Annotated in this window: 22 protein-coding genes; 12 read left to right on the forward strand and 10 right to left on the reverse strand. The window is 65.1% G+C overall.

Annotation, left to right across the window (positions count from 1 at the left end):
* Positions 1-87 precede the first annotated feature (87 nt).
* The 3 genes from cobT to cobS are packed head-to-tail and all read right to left on the reverse strand — an operon-like array spanning position 88 to position 3,392.
* Positions 88-1,983: a cobaltochelatase subunit CobT gene (cobT, locus tag JQ586_RS01485; RefSeq protein ID WP_212392701.1), complete on the reverse strand. Its 1,896-nt coding sequence runs from the start codon at positions 1,981-1,983 to the stop codon at positions 88-90.
* Positions 1,980-2,390: a GNAT family N-acetyltransferase gene (locus JQ586_RS01490; protein WP_212392702.1), complete on the reverse strand. Its 411-nt coding sequence runs from the start codon at positions 2,388-2,390 to the stop codon at positions 1,980-1,982. The genes cobT and JQ586_RS01490 overlap by 4 nt, the downstream gene beginning before the upstream one ends.
* Before the next feature lie 3 nt (positions 2,391-2,393).
* Complete coding sequence (cobS, locus tag JQ586_RS01495; protein ID WP_212392703.1) at positions 2,394-3,392, reverse strand: cobaltochelatase subunit CobS; 999 nt, start codon at positions 3,390-3,392, stop codon at positions 2,394-2,396.
* A 295-nt stretch (positions 3,393-3,687) separates the two neighbouring features.
* Here cobS and JQ586_RS01500 point away from each other — a divergent pair, with 295 nt between their 5' ends.
* Complete coding sequence (locus JQ586_RS01500; protein ID WP_212392704.1) at positions 3,688-4,350, forward strand: DedA family protein; 663 nt, start codon at positions 3,688-3,690, stop codon at positions 4,348-4,350.
* A 3-nt stretch (positions 4,351-4,353) separates the two neighbouring features.
* On the opposite strand, the gene JQ586_RS01505 is transcribed toward JQ586_RS01500, so the two are convergent.
* The gene (locus JQ586_RS01505; RefSeq protein WP_212392705.1) at positions 4,354-5,577 is read right to left on the reverse strand and encodes a citrate synthase family protein; all 1,224 of its coding nucleotides are present in this window, start codon (positions 5,575-5,577) and stop codon (positions 4,354-4,356) included.
* A 76-nt stretch (positions 5,578-5,653) separates the two neighbouring features.
* On the opposite strand from JQ586_RS01505, the gene JQ586_RS01510 reads away from it, so the two are divergent.
* The gene (locus tag JQ586_RS01510; RefSeq protein WP_212392706.1) at positions 5,654-6,748 is read left to right on the forward strand and encodes a citrate synthase/methylcitrate synthase; all 1,095 of its coding nucleotides are present in this window, start codon (positions 5,654-5,656) and stop codon (positions 6,746-6,748) included.
* A 43-nt stretch (positions 6,749-6,791) separates the two neighbouring features.
* Here the strand turns inward: JQ586_RS01510 and JQ586_RS01515 are convergent, their stop codons facing one another.
* Positions 6,792-7,430, reverse strand: coding sequence for a J domain-containing protein (locus tag JQ586_RS01515; RefSeq protein ID WP_212392707.1), 639 nt, complete (start codon positions 7,428-7,430; stop codon positions 6,792-6,794).
* A gap of 107 nt (positions 7,431-7,537) precedes the next feature.
* Here JQ586_RS01515 and JQ586_RS01520 point away from each other — a divergent pair, with 107 nt between their 5' ends.
* On the forward strand, positions 7,538-7,813 hold the full coding sequence (locus JQ586_RS01520) for a BolA family transcriptional regulator (RefSeq protein ID WP_212392708.1): 276 nt from the start codon (positions 7,538-7,540) through the stop codon (positions 7,811-7,813).
* A gap of 127 nt (positions 7,814-7,940) precedes the next feature.
* On the forward strand, positions 7,941-8,390 hold the full coding sequence (locus JQ586_RS01525) for a hypothetical protein (RefSeq protein WP_212392709.1): 450 nt from the start codon (positions 7,941-7,943) through the stop codon (positions 8,388-8,390).
* A gap of 12 nt (positions 8,391-8,402) precedes the next feature.
* On the opposite strand, the gene JQ586_RS01530 is transcribed toward JQ586_RS01525, so the two are convergent.
* Genes JQ586_RS01530 through JQ586_RS01540 form a run of 3 tightly spaced genes read right to left on the reverse strand, consistent with a single transcriptional unit; the run spans position 8,403 to position 11,501 of the window.
* Complete coding sequence (locus JQ586_RS01530; RefSeq protein WP_212392710.1) at positions 8,403-9,713, reverse strand: HlyC/CorC family transporter; 1,311 nt, start codon at positions 9,711-9,713, stop codon at positions 8,403-8,405.
* A 16-nt stretch (positions 9,714-9,729) separates the two neighbouring features.
* Positions 9,730-10,872, reverse strand: a complete 1,143-nt coding sequence (aroB, locus tag JQ586_RS01535) for a 3-dehydroquinate synthase (protein ID WP_212392711.1) — start codon at positions 10,870-10,872, stop codon at positions 9,730-9,732.
* An 11-nt stretch (positions 10,873-10,883) separates the two neighbouring features.
* Positions 10,884-11,501 (reverse strand): shikimate kinase, encoded by a 618-nt coding sequence (locus JQ586_RS01540; RefSeq protein ID WP_212392712.1) that lies wholly within the window; start codon positions 11,499-11,501, stop codon positions 10,884-10,886.
* 143 nt (positions 11,502-11,644) lie between these two features.
* Between JQ586_RS01540 and JQ586_RS01545 the strand changes: the two genes are divergently transcribed.
* The 7 genes from JQ586_RS01545 (at position 11,645) to JQ586_RS01575 (ending at position 20,057) form a co-directional block, all read left to right on the forward strand.
* A complete protein-coding gene (locus JQ586_RS01545; protein WP_212392713.1) occupies positions 11,645-11,791 on the forward strand; it encodes a histidine kinase in 147 nt (48 codons plus the stop codon).
* Between the two features lie 16 nt (positions 11,792-11,807).
* Complete coding sequence (xerD, locus tag JQ586_RS01550) at positions 11,808-12,779, forward strand: site-specific tyrosine recombinase XerD (protein WP_212392714.1); 972 nt, start codon at positions 11,808-11,810, stop codon at positions 12,777-12,779.
* A 168-nt stretch (positions 12,780-12,947) separates the two neighbouring features.
* A complete protein-coding gene (locus tag JQ586_RS01555) occupies positions 12,948-13,910 on the forward strand; it encodes an acetyl-CoA carboxylase carboxyltransferase subunit alpha (protein ID WP_212392715.1) in 963 nt (320 codons plus the stop codon).
* A 229-nt stretch (positions 13,911-14,139) separates the two neighbouring features.
* A complete protein-coding gene (locus JQ586_RS01560) occupies positions 14,140-15,606 on the forward strand; it encodes a murein L,D-transpeptidase family protein (RefSeq protein ID WP_212392716.1) in 1,467 nt (488 codons plus the stop codon).
* A gap of 1,050 nt (positions 15,607-16,656) precedes the next feature.
* A complete protein-coding gene (locus tag JQ586_RS01565; RefSeq protein ID WP_212392717.1) occupies positions 16,657-18,192 on the forward strand; it encodes a Do family serine endopeptidase in 1,536 nt (511 codons plus the stop codon).
* 215 nt (positions 18,193-18,407) lie between these two features.
* Positions 18,408-19,751, forward strand: a complete 1,344-nt coding sequence (locus tag JQ586_RS01570; RefSeq protein WP_212392718.1) for a S41 family peptidase — start codon at positions 18,408-18,410, stop codon at positions 19,749-19,751.
* Between the two features lie 90 nt (positions 19,752-19,841).
* A complete protein-coding gene (locus tag JQ586_RS01575; protein ID WP_212392719.1) occupies positions 19,842-20,057 on the forward strand; it encodes a hypothetical protein in 216 nt (71 codons plus the stop codon).
* Positions 20,058-20,085: 28 nt separating this feature from the next.
* On the opposite strand, the gene JQ586_RS01580 is transcribed toward JQ586_RS01575, so the two are convergent.
* Entirely contained in the window at positions 20,086-21,165 is a 1,080-nt protein-coding gene (locus tag JQ586_RS01580; protein WP_212392720.1) for a nickel/cobalt efflux transporter, read from the reverse strand.
* 4 nt (positions 21,166-21,169) lie between these two features.
* Positions 21,170-21,448, reverse strand: coding sequence for a metal/formaldehyde-sensitive transcriptional repressor (locus tag JQ586_RS01585; RefSeq protein WP_212392721.1), 279 nt, complete (start codon positions 21,446-21,448; stop codon positions 21,170-21,172).
* A 154-nt stretch (positions 21,449-21,602) separates the two neighbouring features.
* On the opposite strand from JQ586_RS01585, the gene JQ586_RS01590 reads away from it, so the two are divergent.
* A complete protein-coding gene (locus tag JQ586_RS01590) occupies positions 21,603-21,980 on the forward strand; it encodes a nuclear transport factor 2 family protein (RefSeq protein ID WP_212392722.1) in 378 nt (125 codons plus the stop codon).
* Positions 21,981-21,994 lie beyond the last annotated feature (14 nt).

The raw sequence follows: 21,994 nt of genomic DNA on the forward strand, positions 1-21,994 counted from the left end.
CCGGCGCAGATCAGCAATGCGGGAACGGCGCCCCCTGCAGCGAGGAGGCGCGGAATCTCATTTCAGCCGGCCAAGGGGTCGCGTGTCTCACGAGTGGAGACGACGCCTGGTGCCCGGTGCAGGCGCGGAGCCATGGGTCTCGCTGAACAGCTCGGCGAGCTTTTCGGTGATGGCGCCGCCGAGTTCCTCGGCGTCGACGATGGTAACGGCACGGCGATAATAGCGCGTGACGTCATGGCCGATGCCGATCGCGATCAGCTCGACCGGCGAGCGGGTCTCGATCTCGTCGATGATGTGGCGCAGGTGCCGCTCGAGATAGTTGCCGGGATTGACCGACAGCGTGGAATCGTCGACCGGCGCGCCGTCGGAGATCATCATCAGGATGCGGCGCTGCTCGGGACGCGCGAGCAGGCGCTTGTGCGCCCAGTCGAGCGCCTCGCCGTCGATGTTCTCCTTCAGGAGACCCTCGCGCATCATCAGGCCGAGATTCTTGCGCGCACGCCGCCATGGCGCGTCGGCCGACTTGTAGATGATGTGGCGGAGATCGTTGAGGCGGCCGGGATTGGCCGGCTTGCCGGCGGCGAGCCACGCCTCGCGCGACTGCCCGCCCTTCCAGGCGCGGGTGGTGAAGCCGAGGATCTCGACCTTGACGCCGCAACGCTCCAGCGTGCGCGCCAGGATGTCGGCGCAGGTGGCGGCAACCGTGATCGGCCGTCCCCGCATCGAGCCCGAATTGTCGAGCAGCAGCGTCACTACGGTATCGCGGAACGTCGCCTCCTTCTCGTGCATGAAGGACAACGGGTGGTAGGGGTCGGTGACCACGCGCGACAGCCGCGCCGGATCGAGGATGCCCTCCTCGAGATCGAACTCCCAGGCGCGGTTCTGCTGTGCCATCAGCCGGCGCTGCAGGCGGTTGGCAAGCCGCGCCACGATGCCCTGCAGATGCGCAAGCTGCTTGTCGAGGTAGGATCGCAGCCGCTCCAGTTCGTCGTGGTCGCAGAGGTCCTCGGCTGCGATCACCTCGTCGAACTTCGGCGCGAAGGCGTGATATTCCGGCCCGCGAGGCTCGTTCTGGCCGCGTGAATTCGGCCGCGTCGCCTCGCCCGGCGTCTCGTCATCGCCGAGTTCGCCATCCTCGAAGGTGTCGCTGGTGGAGGCCTGCGCGCTCTCCATCGCGCTCTCGCTCATCTCCTCCGCGGTCGCCTGGGCCTGGTCGGCGCTCATCTCCTGCGCGGCGTCGGAATCCGGCGAGCCCTCGGCGCCGGACTGATCGCTCTCGCCGTCCTGGTTCTCGTCCTGGTCGTCCTCGTCATTGTCCATGTTGCGGTCGTCGCCGAGATCGAGCGCCGACAGCAGGTCATGCACGAGGTCGCCGAACCTCGCCTGGTCCTCGGTGAAGCGGCTCAGCTTGTCGAGCCGCGAGCCGATCTTGTCCTCCAGCACCGGACGCCAGAGATCGACCATCTTCTTCGCGGCGGCGGGCGGCGCGAGTCCGGTGAGACGTTCGCGCACCAGCATGGCGAGCGCATCCGAGAGCGGCGCGTCGGCGCGGTCGGTGATCTCGTCATACTTGCCGCGATGGAAATGGTCATCGAGCATCGCGGTGAGGTTCTTTGCGACACCCGACATCCGGCGCGAGCCGATCGCCTCGACGCGGGCCTGTTCGACCGCATCGAACACGCCGCGCGCTTGCGGATTTCCCGGCATCAGCTTGCGATGCACCTTGGGATCGTGACAGGCGATCTTCAACGCGATCGAATCGGCGTGTCCGCGCACGATCGCCGCATCGCGCTTGGTCATCTTGCGCGCCGGCTCCGGCAGCCGCGCCTTGCCCGGCGCAAGGCCCGGGCGCTCGGCCGCGAAGGTGATCTCGAGCTCGGGCTTCTTCGCGATCGCCTTCAGGCAGGCGCTGACCGAGCGCTTGAACGGCTCGGTCGGCGCTTCCTTGGATCCGGGACGGAATTTGATATTCGAGGTTGTCATAGCGATTTCGTAAGCCAGTGGCGCGTCACGCCGCCGGGATACCCCTCAATCGAGCCGAACTCTTCATAACCATTGGCGCGGTAAAACCCCGGCGCCTGAAAGCTCATCGTGTCGACATAGGCGCGAACAGCCCCAAAGCGCCGCGCCTCGTCTTCGATCGCCTTGATCAACTTGCCGCCGAAGCCCTTCTTGCGGAACTTCTGCTCGATCCAGAACAGCTGGATGAACAGAACCGCGGTCCAGAGCTCGCCGATGATGCCGCCGACAATCTCGTTGCCGTCCCGGAGAGAGATGGCGAAGCGCTTGTATCGCTGCTTCCCCATCTGCTCATCGTTGTAACGGCCCAGCCCGCCGAGCACCGCCTTCTTGGTCTGGGTCAGTGTGCGCTCGACGGAGATTTTCGGCATGGACTAGCTGAGCGCCACGTTGACCGAGGATTCCGGCAGCTCGACGTTGAAGCAGCGCTGATAGAACTCGGCGACCAGCGGCCGCTCCAGTTCGTCGCACTTGTTGAGGAAGGTGACGCGGAACGCGAAGCCGATATCGCTGAAGATGTCGGCGTTCTCGGCCCAGGTGATCACCGTGCGCGGGCTCATCACCGTCGACAGATCGCCGTTCGCAAAGGCATTGCGGGTGAGATCCGCAAGCCGCACCATCTTGTTGACGATGTCGCGGCCCTCCTGCGTGCGGTAGTGGCGCGCCTTGGCCAGCACGATCTCCACCTCCTCGTCATGGGCGAGGTAGTTCAGCGTCGTGACGATCGACCAGCGGTCCATCTGGCCCTGGTTGATCTGCTGGGTGCCGTGATAGAGGCCCGAAGTGTCGCCGAGGCCGACCGTGTTGGCGGTCGAGAACAGGCGGAACGCCGGGTGCGGCTTGATCACCTTGTTCTGGTCGAGCAGCGTCAGGCGGCCGGACACTTCAAGCACGCGCTGGATCACGAACATCACGTCGGGACGGCCGGCGTCATACTCGTCGAACACCAGCGCGATGTTGTGCTGCAAGGCCCAAGGCAGGATGCCGTCGCGGAATTCCGTGACCTGCTTGCCGTCCTTGACCACGATCGCGTCCTTGCCGACGAGATCGATACGGCTGATGTGGCTGTCGAGGTTGACGCGGACGCAGGGCCAGTTGAGTCGCGCCGCGACCTGCTCGATATGGGTCGACTTGCCGGTGCCGTGATAGCCGGTGACCATCACGCGGCGGTTCTTGGCGAAGCCGGCAAGGATCGCGAGTGTGGTGGCGCGGTCGAAGCGGTAGTCGCTGTCGACTTCCGGCACATGCGGATCGACTTCGGAATAGGCGGGAACTTCCAGGTCGCTATCGATCCCGAAGACCTGCCGGACCGACACCTTCATATCGGGCAAGCCGACGGGCTCTTGGGCTTTGGTCTGGACGGCGGTCGTCATTCATCCTCCGAGGTCCCGGGCATTCCCGAAACCAGATTAATCGTTTGGCTGCGGATTGGGTGCTACGCACAAGCCTAGCAGAGAGCAACGGCGGGCAGAAGCCCGAGGCTCAATCAAAGTTCCGTTGTTCTATCATGAAGATAGGTCCAAGTTTCGGTTTTTGGAAGGCTGCCCTGCAAATCACGCCGTACTTTTGTCCCACCGCCCGGGCCAGTTGTTCCCGGCGGGGCACTTTTCCGCCCGGCAGTGAGTTGTTAGGTCTGCAAACGGCCACTCACTGCCATACGGGATTTCTGTGACATCTTTCCTTGACCCCTTTATCACGTTCGTTTCGACACATGCCTGGCTGGCCTATTTGACGCTGTTCCTGGCCGCCCTGCTGGAGGCGGTCCCGGTCGTCGGCTCGCTGGTGCCCGGATCGACCATCATCCTGGCGCTGAGCGCGCTGGTGCCCGGCGGCGAGTTGAAGCTATGGCCGGTGCTCGCGGCGGCCGCGGCCGGTGCGATGCTCGGCGACGGCACCGCCTTCCTGATCGGCTACCGCAGCCAGCGCGAAATCCTCTCGGCCTGGCCGCTCAACAACTACCCGCGCGTGGTGGCGCAGAGCGAGGCCTTCTTCAACCGCTGGGGCGTGTTTGCCGTGTTCTTCGCCCGCTTCGTGCCGCCGATCCGTGCCTTCGTGCCGATCACGGCAGGGGCGCTGGACATGCCCGCGGCGCGCTTCTTCGCTGTCAATATCCCGGCGATCCTGCTCTGGGCGCCGGCGCACGTGCTGCCTGGCGTGCTTGCCGTTACCGCGCTGCACGAGTATGCCGGCCTGCCGCATCACGAGCATGTCGGCAAGCATCTCTGGATGTTCACGGTCGCGGGCACCGCCGTGATCCTGACGCTCGCGGTCTGGACCATCCGGCGCCGTCATGGCGGCAGCCTGATCGAGCCGGCACGGTCCGCAGAGTAGTCGTTACAGGCTGTTGGTCGTTCCGGCTCGCCCGGGCGCCGGGCCGACATAACGCGCGCGGGGCCGGATCAGCTTGCCGTGCTGGAGCTGCTCGCTGGCATGCGCGATCCAGCCGACGCAGCGCGCCATCGCAAACAGCGCCAGCTCGCTGCCCGCAGGCATTCGCAAGGCATGCACCAGCACCGCCAGCGCATAATCGATGTTGACGAATTCGCCGGTTGCTTCCGCGATCCGCTCCGGCACCTCCCGGGTGAATTTGCGCGGCGCGCCGGCGCGGGTCAGCGCGTCCAGAAGCGAGATCGCGCGCGGATCGCCCTTCTTGTAGACGCCGTGGCCGAAACCGGCGAAGCGTTCGCCGAGCGCGACGCGCTCGCGAATCACGGGCGCGACGTCGTTGTCGATCATGGTCCTGACCAGACGCGAGGCGAGCACGCCGGCACCTCCATGCTTCGGGCCCTTCAGCGCCACGAGACCTGCGATCACCGCGTCGTAGAGATTGAGTTCGGTCGATGCAGCGCATCGCACGGTGAAGGTCGAGGCATTCAGTTCGTGATCGGCCAGCAGCACCAGAGCGCGGCGGATCAGATCCGGCGCGTGGTTGTTGCCTGGCGTCCAGACCCGCGCGACCTGCTGATGCAACGGCACGGCCGATGTCGGCGCATTCAGCATGGTCGCGACCAGAAGGCGGAGGATTCGGGCGCCGACCATGGCGCGGCCGTCGGGCGCCCGCGTGAAGGCGCCGGGATCGGCGCTCGCCGCCAGCGCCATCACAGCGACGGTACGATCGATCGGCGCCGCGCGTCGTGTGACCTCCGCGATCACGCGCATCTCGTCCGAGACCTGCGGACAATTGTCTGACGCGAACGGATCGACGCCGGTGACGTCCCACAGCAAGGTCGCGGTGTGCTCCAGCGTGCCGCGTTCGGCGAGATCGACACAGTTCACCCCGCGGTAGATCGGCCCCTGCTCGGTGATGGTCGCGATCGCCGAATCCAGCACCGGCAGGTCCGCGTCGAAATTGCGCAGGCCGCGCGGCTCCGGCGACGGCACCCGGCGCTCTTTCAAGCCCCTGATGTCCTCGGCGCGGTAGCGGTGGCTGCGCGAATCCGGCGACGGCTCGGAGCGGATCAGCCCGCGGCTGACATAGGCATAGAGGGTCGCCGGCGAGATCGCGAGTTCGGCGGCAGCCTCCCGGGCGGAGAGATACAGCTCGGCGGATTTTTTCATATTGATTAATATAATCAAGATTGATCAACTCGTCGAGAGGCCCGACCTTTCCACCTGTGAAACAGGAGATCGGGCCATGAATATGCTTCTCACCAAGAGCCAGATCGGTCTGGACGGCGTTCCCGCCGCCGAGACCGTGTTGAGCCATGTCGACGGCGAGCGCGGCGAATTAATCATCGCCGGCGAGCACGTCGCCGACCTTGCTGGCAAATCGAGCTTCGAGGGCGTCACCGCACGCCTCTGGAACGGCGCCACCGGCAAGACGCTGAGCGAGGCCAATGTCCGCTCATGCCTCGGCGCCGCCCGCGAACGCGCCTTTGCCCGCCTGCCGGAACTGCTGCCGGCAACGCGCGGCATGTCGATCGTCGACGGCTTCCGTGCCGCGATCGCGGGCCTGCGCGGCGAGAACGGGTTGGAGCATGAGGCGACCATCGTTGGCGCCTTTCCGGTGATCGCGGGCGCACTGGTCCAGCGTGCCCGCGGCGGCGACCCGATCGCGCCGGATCCCAACATCAGCCACGCCGCCGATACGCTGCGCATGCTGCTGGGCCGCAAGGCGCCGCCACGCGAGGTCGCAGCCCTCGACGCTTATCTCGTTACGGTCTGCGATCACGGCATGAACGCATCGACCTTCACCACGCGGGTGATCGCCTCGACCCAGGCCGATCTGTTTGCGGCCATCACCGGCGGCTATTGCGCGCTGACCGGCCCGCTGCATGGCGGCGCACCGGAGCCGGTACTGGAGATGCTGGATGCGATCGGCGCGCGCGAACGCATCCAGCCCTGGGTCGACGACGCGCTGGCGCGCGGCGAACGGCTGATGGGATTTGGGCATCGCGTCTATCGTGTGCGCGACCCGCGCGCCGACGTGCTGAAGGCTGCAATCGAGCGGCTGGAGGCCGACGGCGCCGACCTGCCGTTTGCCGGCGAGGTCGAAGCCTATATCCGCGCAGCATTGCGACGGAAGAATCCAGACCGGCCGCTCGAGACCAATGTCGAGTTCTTCACCGCGATCCTGCTCGACGCGCTGGAAATCCCGCGGCAGGCGTTCACGCCGATCTTCGCCGTGGCCCGCGCGGCCGGCTGGACCGCGCACGCCCTGGAGCAGCGGCGTACCGGCCGGCTGATCCGACCGAGTTCGTCCTATGTCGGGGCGGTACCGAAAGGCTGACGCGAGAGAACCGTAGCCCGGATGGAGCGCAGTGCGCGAGCGCTCAGGCCTCGCGCACCACGGTCTTCAGATAGTTGTAAGCCTTGATGATCTCGATCAGGCGATCCTCGGTGGAGCGGTCGCCGCCATTGGCGTCGGGATGGTGCTGCTTGACCAGCGCCTTGTACTTCGCCTTGACGTCTTCGAGCGTCGCCTCGGCGCCGAGACCCATCACCTGCAGCGCCTTGCGCTCGGCGTTCATCACCTTGCGCGTCTCGGCCTTGGCCTGCGCGCCCGGACCGGGCCGCCAGCGGCCGCGGCCGTTGAGCTCGGAGAACACGTGGAACGGATCGGACGCGGCGTCGAAATCGCCCTCGCCCTTCTTGCTGCCGCTGTTGGCGCCCATCTTCCAGGTCGGGCGATGGCCGGTCAGCGCGTCCTTCTGGTAGCGCGCGACGTCATCCGGATTCATGCCCTGGAAGAAATTGTAGGACTGGTTGTACTCGCGGACGTGATCGAGACAGAAGTGCCAGTACTCGCGCGAATTCTCGCGGCCCTTCGGCGCGCGGTGCGCACCCTTGTTCTGGCAGCCGGCCCACTCGCAGGTCACGGCCTGCTCTCCGGCCTGCGCCTGGCGCTTCGCACTCACCTTGGTCGGCTTGATGCGAATGGAGTCGAAGAATTTGGATGAATCGATCGGCATGCTGTCTTTGACTACGCAATGCGCAATTCTTCAAGTCTTGACATTGCGCAGACCTCGTTTCCCGCTGCACCATTGACGAAAAGCTGTCACGAACGTAATCCGCCGCCATGAGCACCAAAGACGCTATCATAAACAAGTTGCGTGAAGCTTTCTTGCCGGAAAGCCTCGACGTCGTCGATGAGTCACATCTGCATGAGGGCCACGCCGGCCACAGGCCCGGCGGCGAGACGCATTTCCGGGTGTATATTGTGTCTCCGGCCTTCGAAGGGAAGACCCGGATCGAACGTCACCGCATGATAAATGCGGCGCTGGCGCAGGAACTCGCCGGCTCGGTGCATGCGCTGGCGATCCATGCGCATGCAGCCGGGGAAAAAGCCCGCTAGCTCGCGCTTGCCTCAAGACGACGCGGCGGTATTCATCTAGCTTCACAGGATGCCATCGGCGATGGACCCGCTCCCACGGAAGCGGCTGGCTTTCGATCGCATCGCCATTGATTGAAGGGGCCGCCTGATGATCCCTCGCTGGGCACGAATCCGGTCGGTCGCCGCCGCTGCCGGCCTGCTGCTGGTTTGCGCGACCGCGCCGGCCCGGGCGCTGGACCTGCCAAGCGCGTTCGTCCAGGAGGTGCTGATCAAGAGCATCCTGGTGTCGCTCAACGACGCGGTCGCGGCCGACAATTTCACCGTGTTCCACGCCAAGATCTCCAAGCCGTTCCGCGACCAGTTTCCGCCGGACAAGCTGAAGTCGATCTTCAAGGACCTGGTCGACAAGCATGCGGTGTTCGATGCCATCGTCGCCAAGCCGATCATTATGGATGAGGACGCCAAGATCGACGACAAGGGCGTGCTGCGGCTGAAAGGTCATTTCGACACCACGCCCAAGCAGGTGAAGTACCAGCTCGGCTTCATCCCCTCCGACGGCGCGTGGAAGCTCTCGGGCATCACGATCGACATCGAGTGAAACCATGCCGGGCTAGAACGCGGTCCCGGCGCGCTTCGGCTTCTTCTCGTCGAGCTCCGTCCCCTCGCGCGGCACGGCGACGATGCGCAGTGCGGTGATGCGGTTGCGCTCGCGGCGGAGCACGCGGAAACGGAAGCCGTGGAAGGTGAAGCTCTGGCCGCGCTCGGGGATCGAGCGTGCCTCGTGGATCACGAGGCCGGCGACCGTGGTCGCCTCCTCGTCCGGCAGGCTCCAGTCCATCGCGCGGTTGAGATCGCGGATCGGCACCGAGCCGTCGACCACGACCGAACCGTCCGGCTGGGCGCGCACGCCGGCGACCACGACGTCGTGCTCGTCGGAGATGTCGCCGACGATCTCCTCCAGAATGTCCTCCAGCGTCACCATGCCTTCGACCTCGCCATATTCGTCGACGACCAGGGCGAAGTGGGTCTTGCGGCGGCGGAATGCCTTGAGCTGCTCTGACACCGGGCGCATCTCCGGCACGAACCAGGGCGGCAACGCGATCGACGACACGTCGATGCCTGACATGTCGCCTTCATTGGCGCGGATGGCACGCAGCAGATCCTTGGCGTGCAGCACGCCGACGATGTTCTCCGGCTTCTCCCGCCACAGCGGGATGCGGGTGTATTCGCTCGCCAGCACCTCGCGCACCAGTTCCTCCGGCGGCAGGTCGGCATTGACCGTGGTCATCTCGGTGCGATGGACCATCACGTCGGAGACCTGCAGCTCGCGCAGGTCCAGGAGACCGCCGAGCATGTCGCGGTCCTGCTTCTCGACCTTGCCCTCCTTGTGCAGCAGGTCGACCGCGCCGCGCAGGCGCTCGGTCGGCGACAGGATCGCCTGATGCGCGCCGACCTTGATTCCGAGCAGCCTCATCAGCGCCAGCACGATGGCCTCGATGACGGTCAGGAGCGGTCCGAGCAGGAGGATCGTGAGCCGCATCGGCCGCGCGACCAGGAGCGAGATGCGGTCGGGCGCATTGATGGCGATCGTCTTGGGCAGCACTTCCGCGAACACCACGACCAGGACGGTCATGACGGCGGTGGCGTAGAGCACGCCGACGTCACCGAACCAGGCGGTGAAGACCCCGGTCGCCAGCGCCGAGGCGCCGATATTGGCGATATTGTTGCCGAGCAGCAGCGCGCCGATCATGCGCTCGCGCATCTCGATCAGCTTCGAGACGACACTGGCCTCGCCATTGCCCTGCTTCGACAGCCGCAGCATGCTGCCGCGCGAGGCGCCGGTCAGCGCCGTCTCGCTCGCCGCGAAGAAGGCGGAAAGCAGGAGACAGCCCAGGACGATCGAGAAGGTGAACCAGCCCACTGATTTGATCCGTGGTTTAGGCCTTCAGCTTGGCTTGCAGGAAGTCGCGCACCAGCGACGGCTCGACATTGTTTGAAATCACGGCGCGGCCGACGGCCTCCAGCAGGATGAAGGTGAGCCTGCCGCGCTTGACCTTTTTATCCTGGGCCATCAGCGCCAGCAGTGCGTCGGCGTCGGCGAGGCCCTCCTGGGCGAAGCCCGCGATGTCCTGCAGGCGCGTCGGCAAGCCTACCGCGGCAAGATGACGTTCGATCCGCGCCGCATCGTCTGGCGAGATCATGCCAAGCCCGGCGGAGAATTGCGCAGCGAGCACCATTCCGACCGAGACGCCTTCGCCATGGAACAGGCGATCCGAGAAGCCGGTCGCGGCTTCCAGCGCATGGCCGAAGGTGTGGCCGAGATTGAGCAGCGCGCGCTCGCCGGTCTCGCGCTCGTCGCGCGAGACTACGCCTGCCTTGGCGCGGCAGGAGGTCGCGATCGCATGCTCGCGCGCCGCGCCGCCCGCGAAGATGTCGGCATGATTGGTCTCGAGCCAGGCGAAGAAGGCCTCGTCGCCGAGGATGCCGTATTTGGCGACCTCGGCATAACCGGCGCGGAACTGGCGCGGCGACAGCGTGTCGAGCACGGACGTGTCGGCAATGACAAGCACCGGCTGATGGAATGAACCGATCAGGTTCTTGCCCTGCGGCGAGTTGATACCGGTCTTGCCGCCCACGGAGGAATCGACCTGCGCCAGCAGCGAGGTCGGCACCTGCACGAAGTCGACGCCTCGGCGCAGGATCGCAGCGGCAAAGCCCGCGAGATCGCCGACCACGCCGCCGCCAAGCGCGATCACGAGATCATTGCGCTCGATCCTGGCCGCGATCAGCGCTTCGCTGACCTGCGACAGTCCGGCATAGCTCTTGGAGCCCTCGCCTTCCTCGACGACGATCCGCGCCGTCGGCACGCCTGCGGCGGCGAGCGACGCTTCGGTCGGCTCGAGCCAGTGCTTCGCAACCGTGCGGTCGGTGACGATGGCGGTGCGAACGCCGGGCCGCAGCGCCGCGATCCGCGCGCCGAGCGAGGCCAGCACGTCGCGGCCGATGACGATGTCATAGGCACGGTCGCCGAGCGCGACATCGACGGTGACATCAGCGGAATGTTTCAGAGGCGCAGTCATGCGGGTCGCACTCAATCCGTTCTGGTTGGTTCGTCGGCCGGCCGCGCGCCGCACAGATGCGCATGCAAGGCCTCGAGGCATTCTTCGACGATGCGGTCGTGCGGGACGTCGCGCGAGGCGATCGTCAGGTCGGCATTGCGGTAAACCGGCTCGCGCTCGCCGAGCAGGCGGTTGACGGTCGCCTCCGGATCGGCGGTCTGCAGCAACGGGCGATCGGCGCGGCGACGAACCCGGCGCATGATGACGTCGGGGTCGGCCTTGAGCCAGATCGAGACCGCTCGCTCCCGAATCCGGTTGCGGGTCTCCTGTCGCATGAAAGCGCCGCCGCCGGTCGCCAGCACGACCGGCCCGCTGTCGAGGATGCGCGCGATCACCCTCGCCTCGCCGTCGCGGAAATACGCCTCGCCATGGATCTCGAAGATATCGGGGATCGACATGCCGGCCGCCGTCTCGATCTCGGTATCGGCGTCGGTGAAGGGCAGATGCAGGCGCGCCGCCATCCGCCGTCCAATGGTCGACTTGCCGGCGCCCATCATGCCGACCAGCACGATCGACCGCGGCCCCAGCACGGCCGCGATGTCGGCCTCCAGGGTCGGGTGGGTCGGTGCCGGTACGGCGGTCTCGGACATCAAAAAGCTCGGTTATCGGGACGAATTGTCGGAATTCGGGTCACCTATACTACCCCCGGCGATACCGTTACCAGCGACTCTTGCAACGGCGCAGGGAACATGTTGGATGATTTCATTGGTTAATTTGCCCTCTGAGCCCCTCAATGCCCAGCTTGTTCCGCTTCCTGTCGGTCGTCGCCGTGATTTTCGGCATCGGCTACGGCGTCGTCTATGCGCTGGCGAATTTCGTGCACCCGAAGCCGCGGGAAATGACGCTGACCATCCCACCGGATAAGTTCCTCAAGAAATAGCCGCTAGGGTCCTGGCATGAGCACCAAGACCAAAACCAAAACTCCCGCCAAATCCTCCGATGCGGGCCTGATCGCGCTGTTCCTCGACATGCTCGCCGCGGAACAGGGGGCGGGCGTCAACACGCTCGACGCCTACCGGCGCGACCTCACCGACTTCTCCGACTTCCTCAGGCAATCCGGCGCCGACTTCACCGGCGCCGACACCGAGATGCTCCGGGGCTATCTCGCCGACCTCGATACGAGAGGCTTCAAGTCGTCGAGCGTGGCGCGGCGGCTGTCGGCGATGCGGCATCTCTACCGTTTCCTGCTCAACGAGCGAATCCGCAGCGACGACCCGGCCGCGATCCTGTCCGGGCCGAAGCGCGGCCGTGGCCTGCCCAAGGTGCTGTCGATAGCCGACGTCGACCGCATGCTGACCCGCGCCAGGGAGCTGACCGAAACGGAAGTCTCGCCGGGGCAGCGGCTGCGCGCGCTGCGGCTCTACTGCCTGCTCGAAGTGCTCTACGCCACCGGCCTGCGCGTCTCCGAATTGGTGTCGCTGCCAACAGCCGCGGCACGACGCGACGCGCGGATGATCGTGGTGCGCGGCAAAGGCAACAAGGAGCGGCTGGTGCCGCTCAACGACGCCTCGCGCCAGGCGATGGCGGATTATCTCGCCGCAATGGCCGTGATGCAGCCCGAGAAGAAGGCCGCGCCGTCGAAATGGCTGTTTCCCTCCTTCGGCGAGAGCGGCCATCTGACCCGGCAGCATTTTGCCCGCGACCTCAAGGAGCTGGCGGCCGCCTCCGGCCTCGCGCCCCGCCTCGTCTCGCCGCACGTGCTGCGTCACGCCTTTGCCAGCCATCTGCTGCACAATGGTGCCGACCTCAGGATCGTGCAGACCCTGCTCGGCCACACCGATATCTCGACGACGCAGATCTATACCCATGTGGTCGAGGAGCGCCTGAAGAGCCTGGTCCGCGACCTGCATCCGCTGGCGGAAACGTAACGCCCGCCTTGACTTCCGCGGCGTCTCCGCGGAAAGAGCGTCACCTGCTTGCGATCCCGAAGCCTGCATCCGGCCTGAATGCGCGTTAACCATTTGAAGTTGAATAACTTCTCTGTCGTCCGCCAAAACCGCTTCGCCCCTCGCACCGTTCCTCCTTATATTGAGTTGATGCCCGATCCGATGCGCAGCTATCTCGACTTCGAAAAACCCGTCGCCGAGCTTGAATCCAAGATCGACGAGTTGCGTGCGCTTGCCGCGAGCGGAAGCGACATCGGCGACGAGGTCGCGCGGATCGAGGACAAGGCGGCGCAGGCGCTCGCCGAGCTCTATGCGAACCTGACGCCATGGCAGAAGACGCTGGTCGCGCGGCATCCGCAGCGCCCTCACTTCACCGATTTCGTCGGCGCGTTGATCACCGAATTCACGCCGATGGCCGGCGACCGTAAATTCGCCGATGACGAGGCCCTGATCGGCGGCTTCGGCCGTTTCCGCGGTGAAAGCATCTGCGTGGTCGGCCAGGAGAAGGGCGCCACCACCGACAGCCGCATCAAGCACAATTTCGGCATGGCGCGCCCCGAGGGCTATCGCAAGGCGGTACGGCTGATGGAGATGGCCGACCGCTTCGGCATTCCGGTTCTGTCGATCGTCGATTCCGCCGGCGCCTATCCCGGCATCGGCGCCGAGGAGCGCGGCCAGGCCGAGGCGATCGCGCGTTCGACCGACGCCTGCTTGTCGCTTGGTGTACCCAACGTTGCGATCGTTACCGGCGAGGGCATGTCGGGTGGCGCCATTGCCATCACCACGGCCAACCGCGTGCTGATGATGGAGCATGCGATCTACTCCGTGATCTCGCCGGAAGCGGCGTCCTCGATCCTGTGGCGCGACGGCACCAAGGCGCAGGAAGCCGCCAACAGCATGAAGATCACCGCCCAGGACATGCTGCGCTTTGGCGTGATCGACCAGATCCTGAAAGAGCCCGCCGGCGGTGCCCATCGCGATCCGGCGGCCATGATCGCCATCACGGGCGATGCCATCGCCCAGGCCCTCGGCGACCTACGAAATCTTGATCCTGACGCGATTCGCAAACAGCGCCGCCAGAAATTCCTCGATATCGGCCGCAAGCTCGGCTGACGCGCCGAAATCGGCCAAAATTCCTGCCAAATCGACCAATTCGGCCGCAATTCGGCCCCTGGTCGGGTCTTTAACATTCCTTGAACCATGCCTGCTACGTTGCGGTCTGGTCGCCCCTGTTCAGGTTGCGAGCAGGGGGGTCGAAGGCTAATATTTTACGTAATGGCTTCAGGGCTTTTTCGCCGTGTTGGGGTCGCGAAAATCGCCCGGTGGGTGTGGAGCTTGGGACTTGACTGATCGTACGCTCGTACGCGCGCTTTTGACCTCCGCGGGCCTCGCCGCGGCCGTGTTGCTCGCCGGTTGTGACACCGACCAGGTCTCGCTCGCCACCAACGCCAAGGCCAACCAGCCGGTCCCGCCGAAGCTCGTCGCCGCCATGGTCGAGAAGGACATGGACCTGCAGTCGCCGATCCTGGTCCGTCTCTTCAAGGAGGAAGCCGAGCTCGAGGTCTGGAAGCAGACACGCTCCGGCGACTTCGCGCTGCTCAAGACCTATCCGATCTGCCGCTGGTCGGGCGACCTCGGCCCCAAGGTGCGCGAAGGCGACCGCCAGGCGCCCGAGGGTTTCTATTCGATCAACCCCAGCCAGATGAATCCGCAGTCGGCCTACTATCTCTCCTTCAATACCGGCTACCCCAACGCCTTCGACAAGGCACTCGGCCGCACCGGCTCGGAGCTGATGGTGCATGGCGACTGCTCCTCGCGCGGCTGCTACGCGATGACCGACGAGCAGATCGCGGAGATCTATTCGCTGGGGCGCGAGTCCTTCTTCGGTGGCCAGAAGGCATTTCAGTTCCAGGCCTATCCGTTCCACATGACGGCGGCCAACCTGGCCAAGCACCGCAACAACCCGAACATGCCTTTCTGGAAGATGATCAAGGAAGGCAATGATCATTTCGAGGTGACGAAGCGGGAGCCGAAGGTCGACTTCTGCGAGAAGAAATACGTGTTCGACGCGGCGAAGCCGCCGGACGCGACGCGTGATCCGGTGTTCAATGCGTCCGCCAAGTGCCCGGCCTATGTGATTCCCGACGAGATCCAGAGCGCAGTGCGCGAGAAGGAGCAGCGGGACAATGCCGAGTTCGCAAAGCTGGTCTCGAAGGGCACGCCGATGGCACGCCTCAATACCGGCATCGACGGCGGCATGAATGCGATCTTCGCCTCGAAGATTCCGGAGGGAAACACCGGTCTGTCCGACGGCGGCGACAGCCAGGCGCTGGCATCGATGTCGCTGGCGCGCGCTCCCGGCACGATCCCCGGAACGGTCAATCCGCCGCGGCCGAATCTGGAGCGGCAGCAGGCCGAGCCGGCGGTGGCAACGACCGCGACCACGGCACCGGCGACACGCGTGGCAACCGCGGCGCCGGCCGGCCAGTCCGAAAGCTTCTTCTCCAGCTTCGCCCGCAAGGTCGGCATCAGCAGCACCGCCGACGCCAGCCAGGCGACCGCGGCGCACCCGTCGGCCGCTCCGGTCCCGGCCAGGCCGAAGGTCGCCGAGGCCAAGCCGCAATCCGTGGTCCGTGTCGCGCCGAAGGCCGAGAGCAAGCAGGCCGCCAAGCCGGCGCTGAAGCCCTCGGTCACCGACACCGCCGCCGCCGCTCCTCAGCCTGCGTCCACCACCAGCTCGCAGCTCGCGGGCTCCGCACCGGTCGTGCAGTCGAGCTCGTTCGACAACCGTTTCTCGGCAGTGAAATAGACGCACGCTTGCCTCGTCCCGACGAAGGCCGGGCCCACGCCGCGGCAGATGTGTGGGTGGGACTCGTCGTTCGAGCGACGCAAAATGATCAGCATTCGTGGTTATGGGTCGCTGCCTTCGCAGGGACGACATTGAATTTGTGCCGCGATCTCCCCCGTCATTGCGAGGAGTTCGCGACAGAAAAAGCAATCTTGCGCTGAAGCGACGAAGCAATCCATTGATCCGCTTATGCGGACCGATGATCGCGTCGCGGAGCCTGTCATCGGACGCGCATTCGCGCGACCCGTCGGCTCGCAATGACGCAGACAAGGAGCATCCTTCTCGCGACATGATTTGCCCGAGCTTTGCATCTCGTTTCGCCCTCTCTTGATCGGAGGGCGCAGGGAAAGCCGGGTGCCGATCGCACCCATGGGCCCCGTGCAGTGTAGAAAGCACGGGGGTAGGACCACAGGTGTAACCGGAGCAATCCGGCTTTCCCTGCGCGATGGGTTACGGCTTATACGTGCTCGCCCCGGCGAGACTGGGCTGTTTTGTCACCGTCTCGCGAAGATGCTTTCGCATCTCGCGGGAGACACCTGCCACTAGGGCGTCAGGCCTGCACGATTTCGCCGTCCGCTTCATGCGCTCTCGTCAGTCACGCATGCAACGTCCACCGCATCCCACCGCGCGTTCGTGACGATCGCGAGCGCCCCTCGATCGGGTGAGACGGAAAATCTATACACTGATTTGCCATTACGATAAACCGAAATATTTTTGAACGACGGGCTTGCGCCGTCGGGCAAATCAATGCCAGGAGCTCGCGCAGTCACATGCGAGACGGGACGGCAGCGGCAGCCATCGATGCGGCACGCGTCGGCGATCTCATGCGTCTCGCCCTCATGCGTCTCGCCCTCATGCGTCTCGCCCTGAAGTTTCGCGCATGCATCGTTCGCGGAGCTTACCGCGAATTTAACAACCTATCCCTCGAATTAATCCGCCAGACAGGACGCCGTAATGCGGCGGCAATAAGTTCGTCTCAGCGACATAACGCTACCATTTGGGAGAGACATCATGCCAAACGACAACAATAACTCACGCGATCGCACATCTCGCAGGCCCCTGTCGGCGCGACGACTGACACTGCTCGGCTCCGTTGCGGTGATCGGCGCCGCAGTAGTCGCGGGGGGACCGATCGGATACGGCCGATTTGGCGGCCAGGCTTTCGCCGCGACGACCTCGACATCACAGACGCAAGGTCCCGCGGGCTTCGCCGACCTCGTCGCGAAGGTCAAGCCGGCGGTCATTTCAGTCCGCGTGAAGCTGGACGAAGGGAGCGACGCGGCCGGGCCGAATGCGGAGAACATGCCTCCGTCCATGCAAGGCACCCCCTTCGAGAAATTCTTCCGCCAGTTTGGTCAGGACGGTGTTCCCGGCGGCAAGCTGCAGCGCCATGAGATCATCACCGGCGTCGGCTCCGGCTTCTTCATTTCCGCGGACGGCTATGCCGTGACCAACAACCACGTCGTCGATCACGCCAAGTCCGTGCAGGTCACGACGGACGACGGCACCATCTATACCGCGAAGGTGATCGGCACCGATCCGAAGACGGATCTTGCGCTCATCAAGGTCGAGGGCAAGTCCGACTTCACCTACGTCAATCTCGAAAGCAAGGCCCCTCGCGTCGGCGATTGGGTCGTGGCGGTCGGCAACCCCTATGGCCTCGGCGGCACGGTGACCGCCGGCATCATCTCGGCAGAGGGACGCGATATCGGCGCGGGCCCCTATGACAACTACATCCAGATCGATGCGCCCATCAACAAGGGCAACTCCGGCGGACCAACCTTCGACGCCAATGGCAACGTGATCGGCGTCAACACCGCGATCTACTCGCCGTCCGGCGGCTCGGTCGGCATCGGGTTCGACGTGCCGGCTCCGACCGTCAAGATGATCGTCGCCCAGCTCAAGGAGCACGGCACGGTGACGCGCGGCTACATCGGCGTGCAGGTGCAGCCGGTCACCGCTGGTATCGCCGAGAGCCTCGGCTTGAAGCAGGCCCAGGGTGCGCTGGTCGACGAGGCCCAGCCGAATACGCCGGCGGCACAGGCCGGTATCCGGCCGGGTGACGTGATCACGAAGGTCAACGGCAACGCGGTCAAGGATTCGCGAACACTCGCGCGCGAGATTTCGGGTATGGCTCCCGGAACCTCGGCGAAGCTCGACATCCTGCGCAAGGGCGAGGCGCAGACCGTCGACGTGACCCTCGCCAAGATGCCGAACGAGACCCAGAAGGTTGCCCGCGCCGACGAATCCGAGCAGGGCTCGACGAAGGACGTTCCCCATCTCGGTCTATCGGTTGCCCCGGCGGGCGACGTCGGAGGCGCCGGCGACAAGGGCGTCGTCGTGACGGCGGTCGAGCCGGACGGCCCGGCGGCCGAGCACGGCTTCAAGTCCGGCGATGTCATCCTGGCCGTCGGCGGCAAGGATGTCAGCACCGCGGCCGACCTGCGCGGCGCGCTCTCGGAAGCGAAGTCCAACGGCAAGCATGATGTCCTGATGCGCGTCAAGACATCGGACAATACCCACTTCGTCGCCATGCCGATCGGCTAGGCAGGCGGCGGACCTGCCGTCGCGTGTGCTCCTAGGCGCGACGGCGGGGGCCTCCGGATCACGATGCGATGACATGGAACCGCATCGTGATCTCATCTGTTTGATTGGTGTGATCCTTTCGGTCCCAACCCGTCAGGATCATGCTCAGTCAGCCATGCCGCCGCGGCTTGCGCGGCGCGCTCGCGTCTTGAGCACATCCACCGGACGGGTAAGCAATGAAGACATCCCATTTACGCATAATCGCAATCGCCTGCGTGGCCTCGGCCTCCATCGCGGGCTTCGCTCTCGCATCCGACGTCGCCGCCGGTCCATCGCGGACCGATCTCGGACTTCTTGCCGGCGTGATGCAGCTCGTGCAGCAGGACTACGTGCATCCGGTCGGATCGAGCGAGCTTACCGACGCCGCGTTGAAAGGGATGCTGTCGCGTCTCGATCCGCACTCCGCCTACATGACCGAGCCGGAATTTCGCGAATCCACGGAAGACATCAGCGGAAAATTCGGCGGCATCGGCCTCAAGATCATGGATCACAACGGGTTGCCCACCGTGCTCTCGCCGATCGACGACACGCCGGCCGCGCGCGCTGGCGTGCAGCCTGGCGATGCGATCGTGTCGGTCGACGGCCAAAGCACGCATGGCGCCGATTTGATGGAGGTGATCCGGAAGATTCGCGGACAACCGGGAACGACCGTGAAACTGACGATCCAGCGCGGCAACGAGTCACCCTTCGACGTGGCCCTCACCCGGCAGGTCATCGAGATTCACAGCGTCAAGTCGCGGCTGGAACCGAATGATGTGGCTTATCTGCGGATCAGCGAGTTCGGCCAGGAGACGCCGACCGAACTCCAGCACGCCATCTCGACGCTGCAGCACGAGGCCAATGGCAGGCTTTCGGGGGTCGTTCTCGACCTGCGAAACGATCCTGGCGGACTGCTCGCCTCCGCGGTCGACGTCTCCGGCGATTTCCTCAATGGCGGGACGGTCGTCTCGATCCGCGGACGCAATGGGAACGACGATCAATCGTTCGCGGCGCCCGCAACGGGTGCGTTGCTGCCTGACGCCCCCATGGTGGTTCTCGTCAACGGCGCCTCGGCGTCGGCATCCGAGATCGTTGCCGGAGCGCTGCAGGATCGCCATCGCGCGACGGTGATGGGAACGCAGAGTTTCGGCAAGGGATCGGTTCAGACCATCATCCCGATCAAGGACCACGGCGCCCTGCGGCTGACGACCGCCCTCTACTACACCGCGTCGGGCCGCTCGATCCAGGGCAACGGGATCACACCCGACGTCGTCGTGCAGGCGGCCAAGGACGAGCAGGTCGCGAATTCGATGGTCTGGCGCGAAGCCCAGCTCCACGGGTCGTTCGCCAATCCCGGCACGCTGTCGAAATCCGACGCAGCGCCGGAGGCGAAGGGCGCGCCGGCGGAAACGACTTCGCCGCCGATCAAGGAGGAGTTGATCGGAACCGATCGGGACACGCAGCTCAAGGCCGCGCTGAAGTATCTCGAACGCCTGCCGGCGCAGAATCCGGCGATCATCCGCACCAGCGTCCCGGGATGATGCCCGGATGTGCGTGCATGCTTCTGGATCGGTCACACGCAAATGACCAGAGAGCAGCAGACCAGCCGATCCGGGCCAGGGAAGGTGACGATGGCGGACAGATTGTCCGCCCTGGTCCGGGAGTCCTGGCTCACCCTGGCCGGTTGGGCTTGCCTGATCGGCGTATCATTGATCGGATTCCTGCTCACCGAAGGCGCGCCCTATCATCACCTCGCAGCCGGCGTTCTGCTGACCGCGTCGACGCTGCTCATCCTCCTGGCGTTGTTTGAAGGTTTTTGGCGCATGTTCGTCGATCATGGTGCCTGAGTTGCACGACCAGACATCTTGAAGAGCGCTAAATCGCGCTCAGGCCCAGCCATCCCGTGTAGAGCCCGACGACGACGATCAGCGCCGCCGAAGCGTATGGCGCCTGGCGCGCGAAGCGGCTGAAGCCGGTCCAGCGCCGCTCGATATGGCGCATGCTCAGGGCCGCCAGCACGCCGGTCGAGACCATCGTGATCGCAAGCCCGATGCCGAAACAGAGCACCAAAGTGAAGCCGAGGCTGAACTGCTTGAGCTGGATGCAGAGCAGCAGCACGGTAATCGCCGCCGGACACGGGATCAGGCCACCGCCCAGCCCGAACAGCACGATCTGCCACGTCGTGACGGTCCGCCCAGCAAAGCGCTTGCGGATGTCGGCGGCGTGCGCGCGGGCGTGCGCGTCATCCTCTTCGCCGAGATTCAAGTGGCTGTGGTCGTGGTCATGCTCATCGAACGCGGTCTCGAACACATCGGCGCGCCCGCGCAGCGACAATCTAGCCCTGAAGGCGTGAGGCTCCGGAATCTCGTCGACGCTTTCAAGGAAGCCGTCGCGGCCGACGAGCGCGAACGACTGCCGCGCACCGTCGGGCCGCAGCGTTTCCAGCATGATCGCATCAGGCGCCGGCAGCGTGCCGTGTTCGGCGCGAATACGCCAGCGCGGCGGCACGCCGTCCTCGAAGATCTCGAGCGTCAGCACGCCGCCGGCGATCGCGATCCGGACCACCTCGTCATGGTGATGATGGTGGTCGTGATCATGATCCCCGGCGTGCTGCTCGCGCCAGGTCCGCCACGCCATCCAGACGGCGATGCCGATGATCAGGACCGCTGAGCCGATCTGGAACCAGGCCTCGCTCTCCTCGCCGCTCCATTGCCGGCCAAAATACAATCCTCCGAGCGCCACCGCCCACACGATTGCCGTATGAGAGAGCGCGGCCGACAGGCCGAGCAGCGCTGCCTGCAGCACGGTGCCGCGCACCGCGATGATGAAGGCCGCCATCATGGTCTTGGAGTGGCCCGGCTCCATGCCATGCAGCGCGCCGAGCAGGATCGCGCTCGGCACGAACAGCCAGGCATGGGCGGAGCCCTGCTGCAGCAATTGGGCGAGATCGGTCATCGCGTCACTTGAGATATGTGCGGACGACGTCGATCAGATCAGAGGCACCCTGCGCCTTCTCCGGATCCTTCTCACGCGCGGGATCGACGACGTGATGGCGGATGTGGTCTTCGAGCAGCTCGGCGGTGAGCCCGTTCACGGCCCCGCGCACCGAAGCGACGAGCATCAGCACATCGGCGCAGCCGAGCTCGGATTCGAGCGCACGCTCGACCGCCTCGATCTGCCCCTTGATGCGCCTGACCCGGCCCATGAGCCTGGATTTGTGCTTGATGGTATGTGACATGGCCCCATAATATAGGGGGGTACCCTATCCGACAAGTAGCCCGTTCGAGCGGGGCGGGTTCCGAGCGACACACGACTGGCGCGATCAGCAAATAGCTTCCCACGTTCGGGACGCTGGATCGGCCTCCGTTGAAACCGCATGTGGGAGCTCGAAAATGCACGATCAAACTATTCGGTTGGCGCTGCAGCGCCATTGGGATGCGTCTGATGCGAGCGACTTCGAGACCGAGCACGACATCTATCATGACGATGCCGTGCTCGATTATCCGCAATCGGGCGAGCGGATCCGCGGCCGTCGAAACATCCAGCAGAGCCGGACCCTCCAGCCCAACAAGAAGCGCTTTACCGTGCGACGGATGATCGGGTCCGGCGATCTCTGGGTCACCGAATTCGTGCTGACCTATGACGGCATCCCGTCCTACACGGTGAGCATCATGGAGTTCCGCGACGGACTGGTGGCCCACGAAACCCAGTATTTCGCCGACCGGTTCGACCCTGCGCCCTCGCGGGCGCATCTTGTCGAGAGGACATGAGCGGAAGCCGCATT

It is taken from the genome of Bradyrhizobium jicamae (assembly GCF_018130215.1).
GTDB classification, from domain to species: domain Bacteria; phylum Pseudomonadota; class Alphaproteobacteria; order Rhizobiales; family Xanthobacteraceae; genus Bradyrhizobium; species Bradyrhizobium jicamae_A.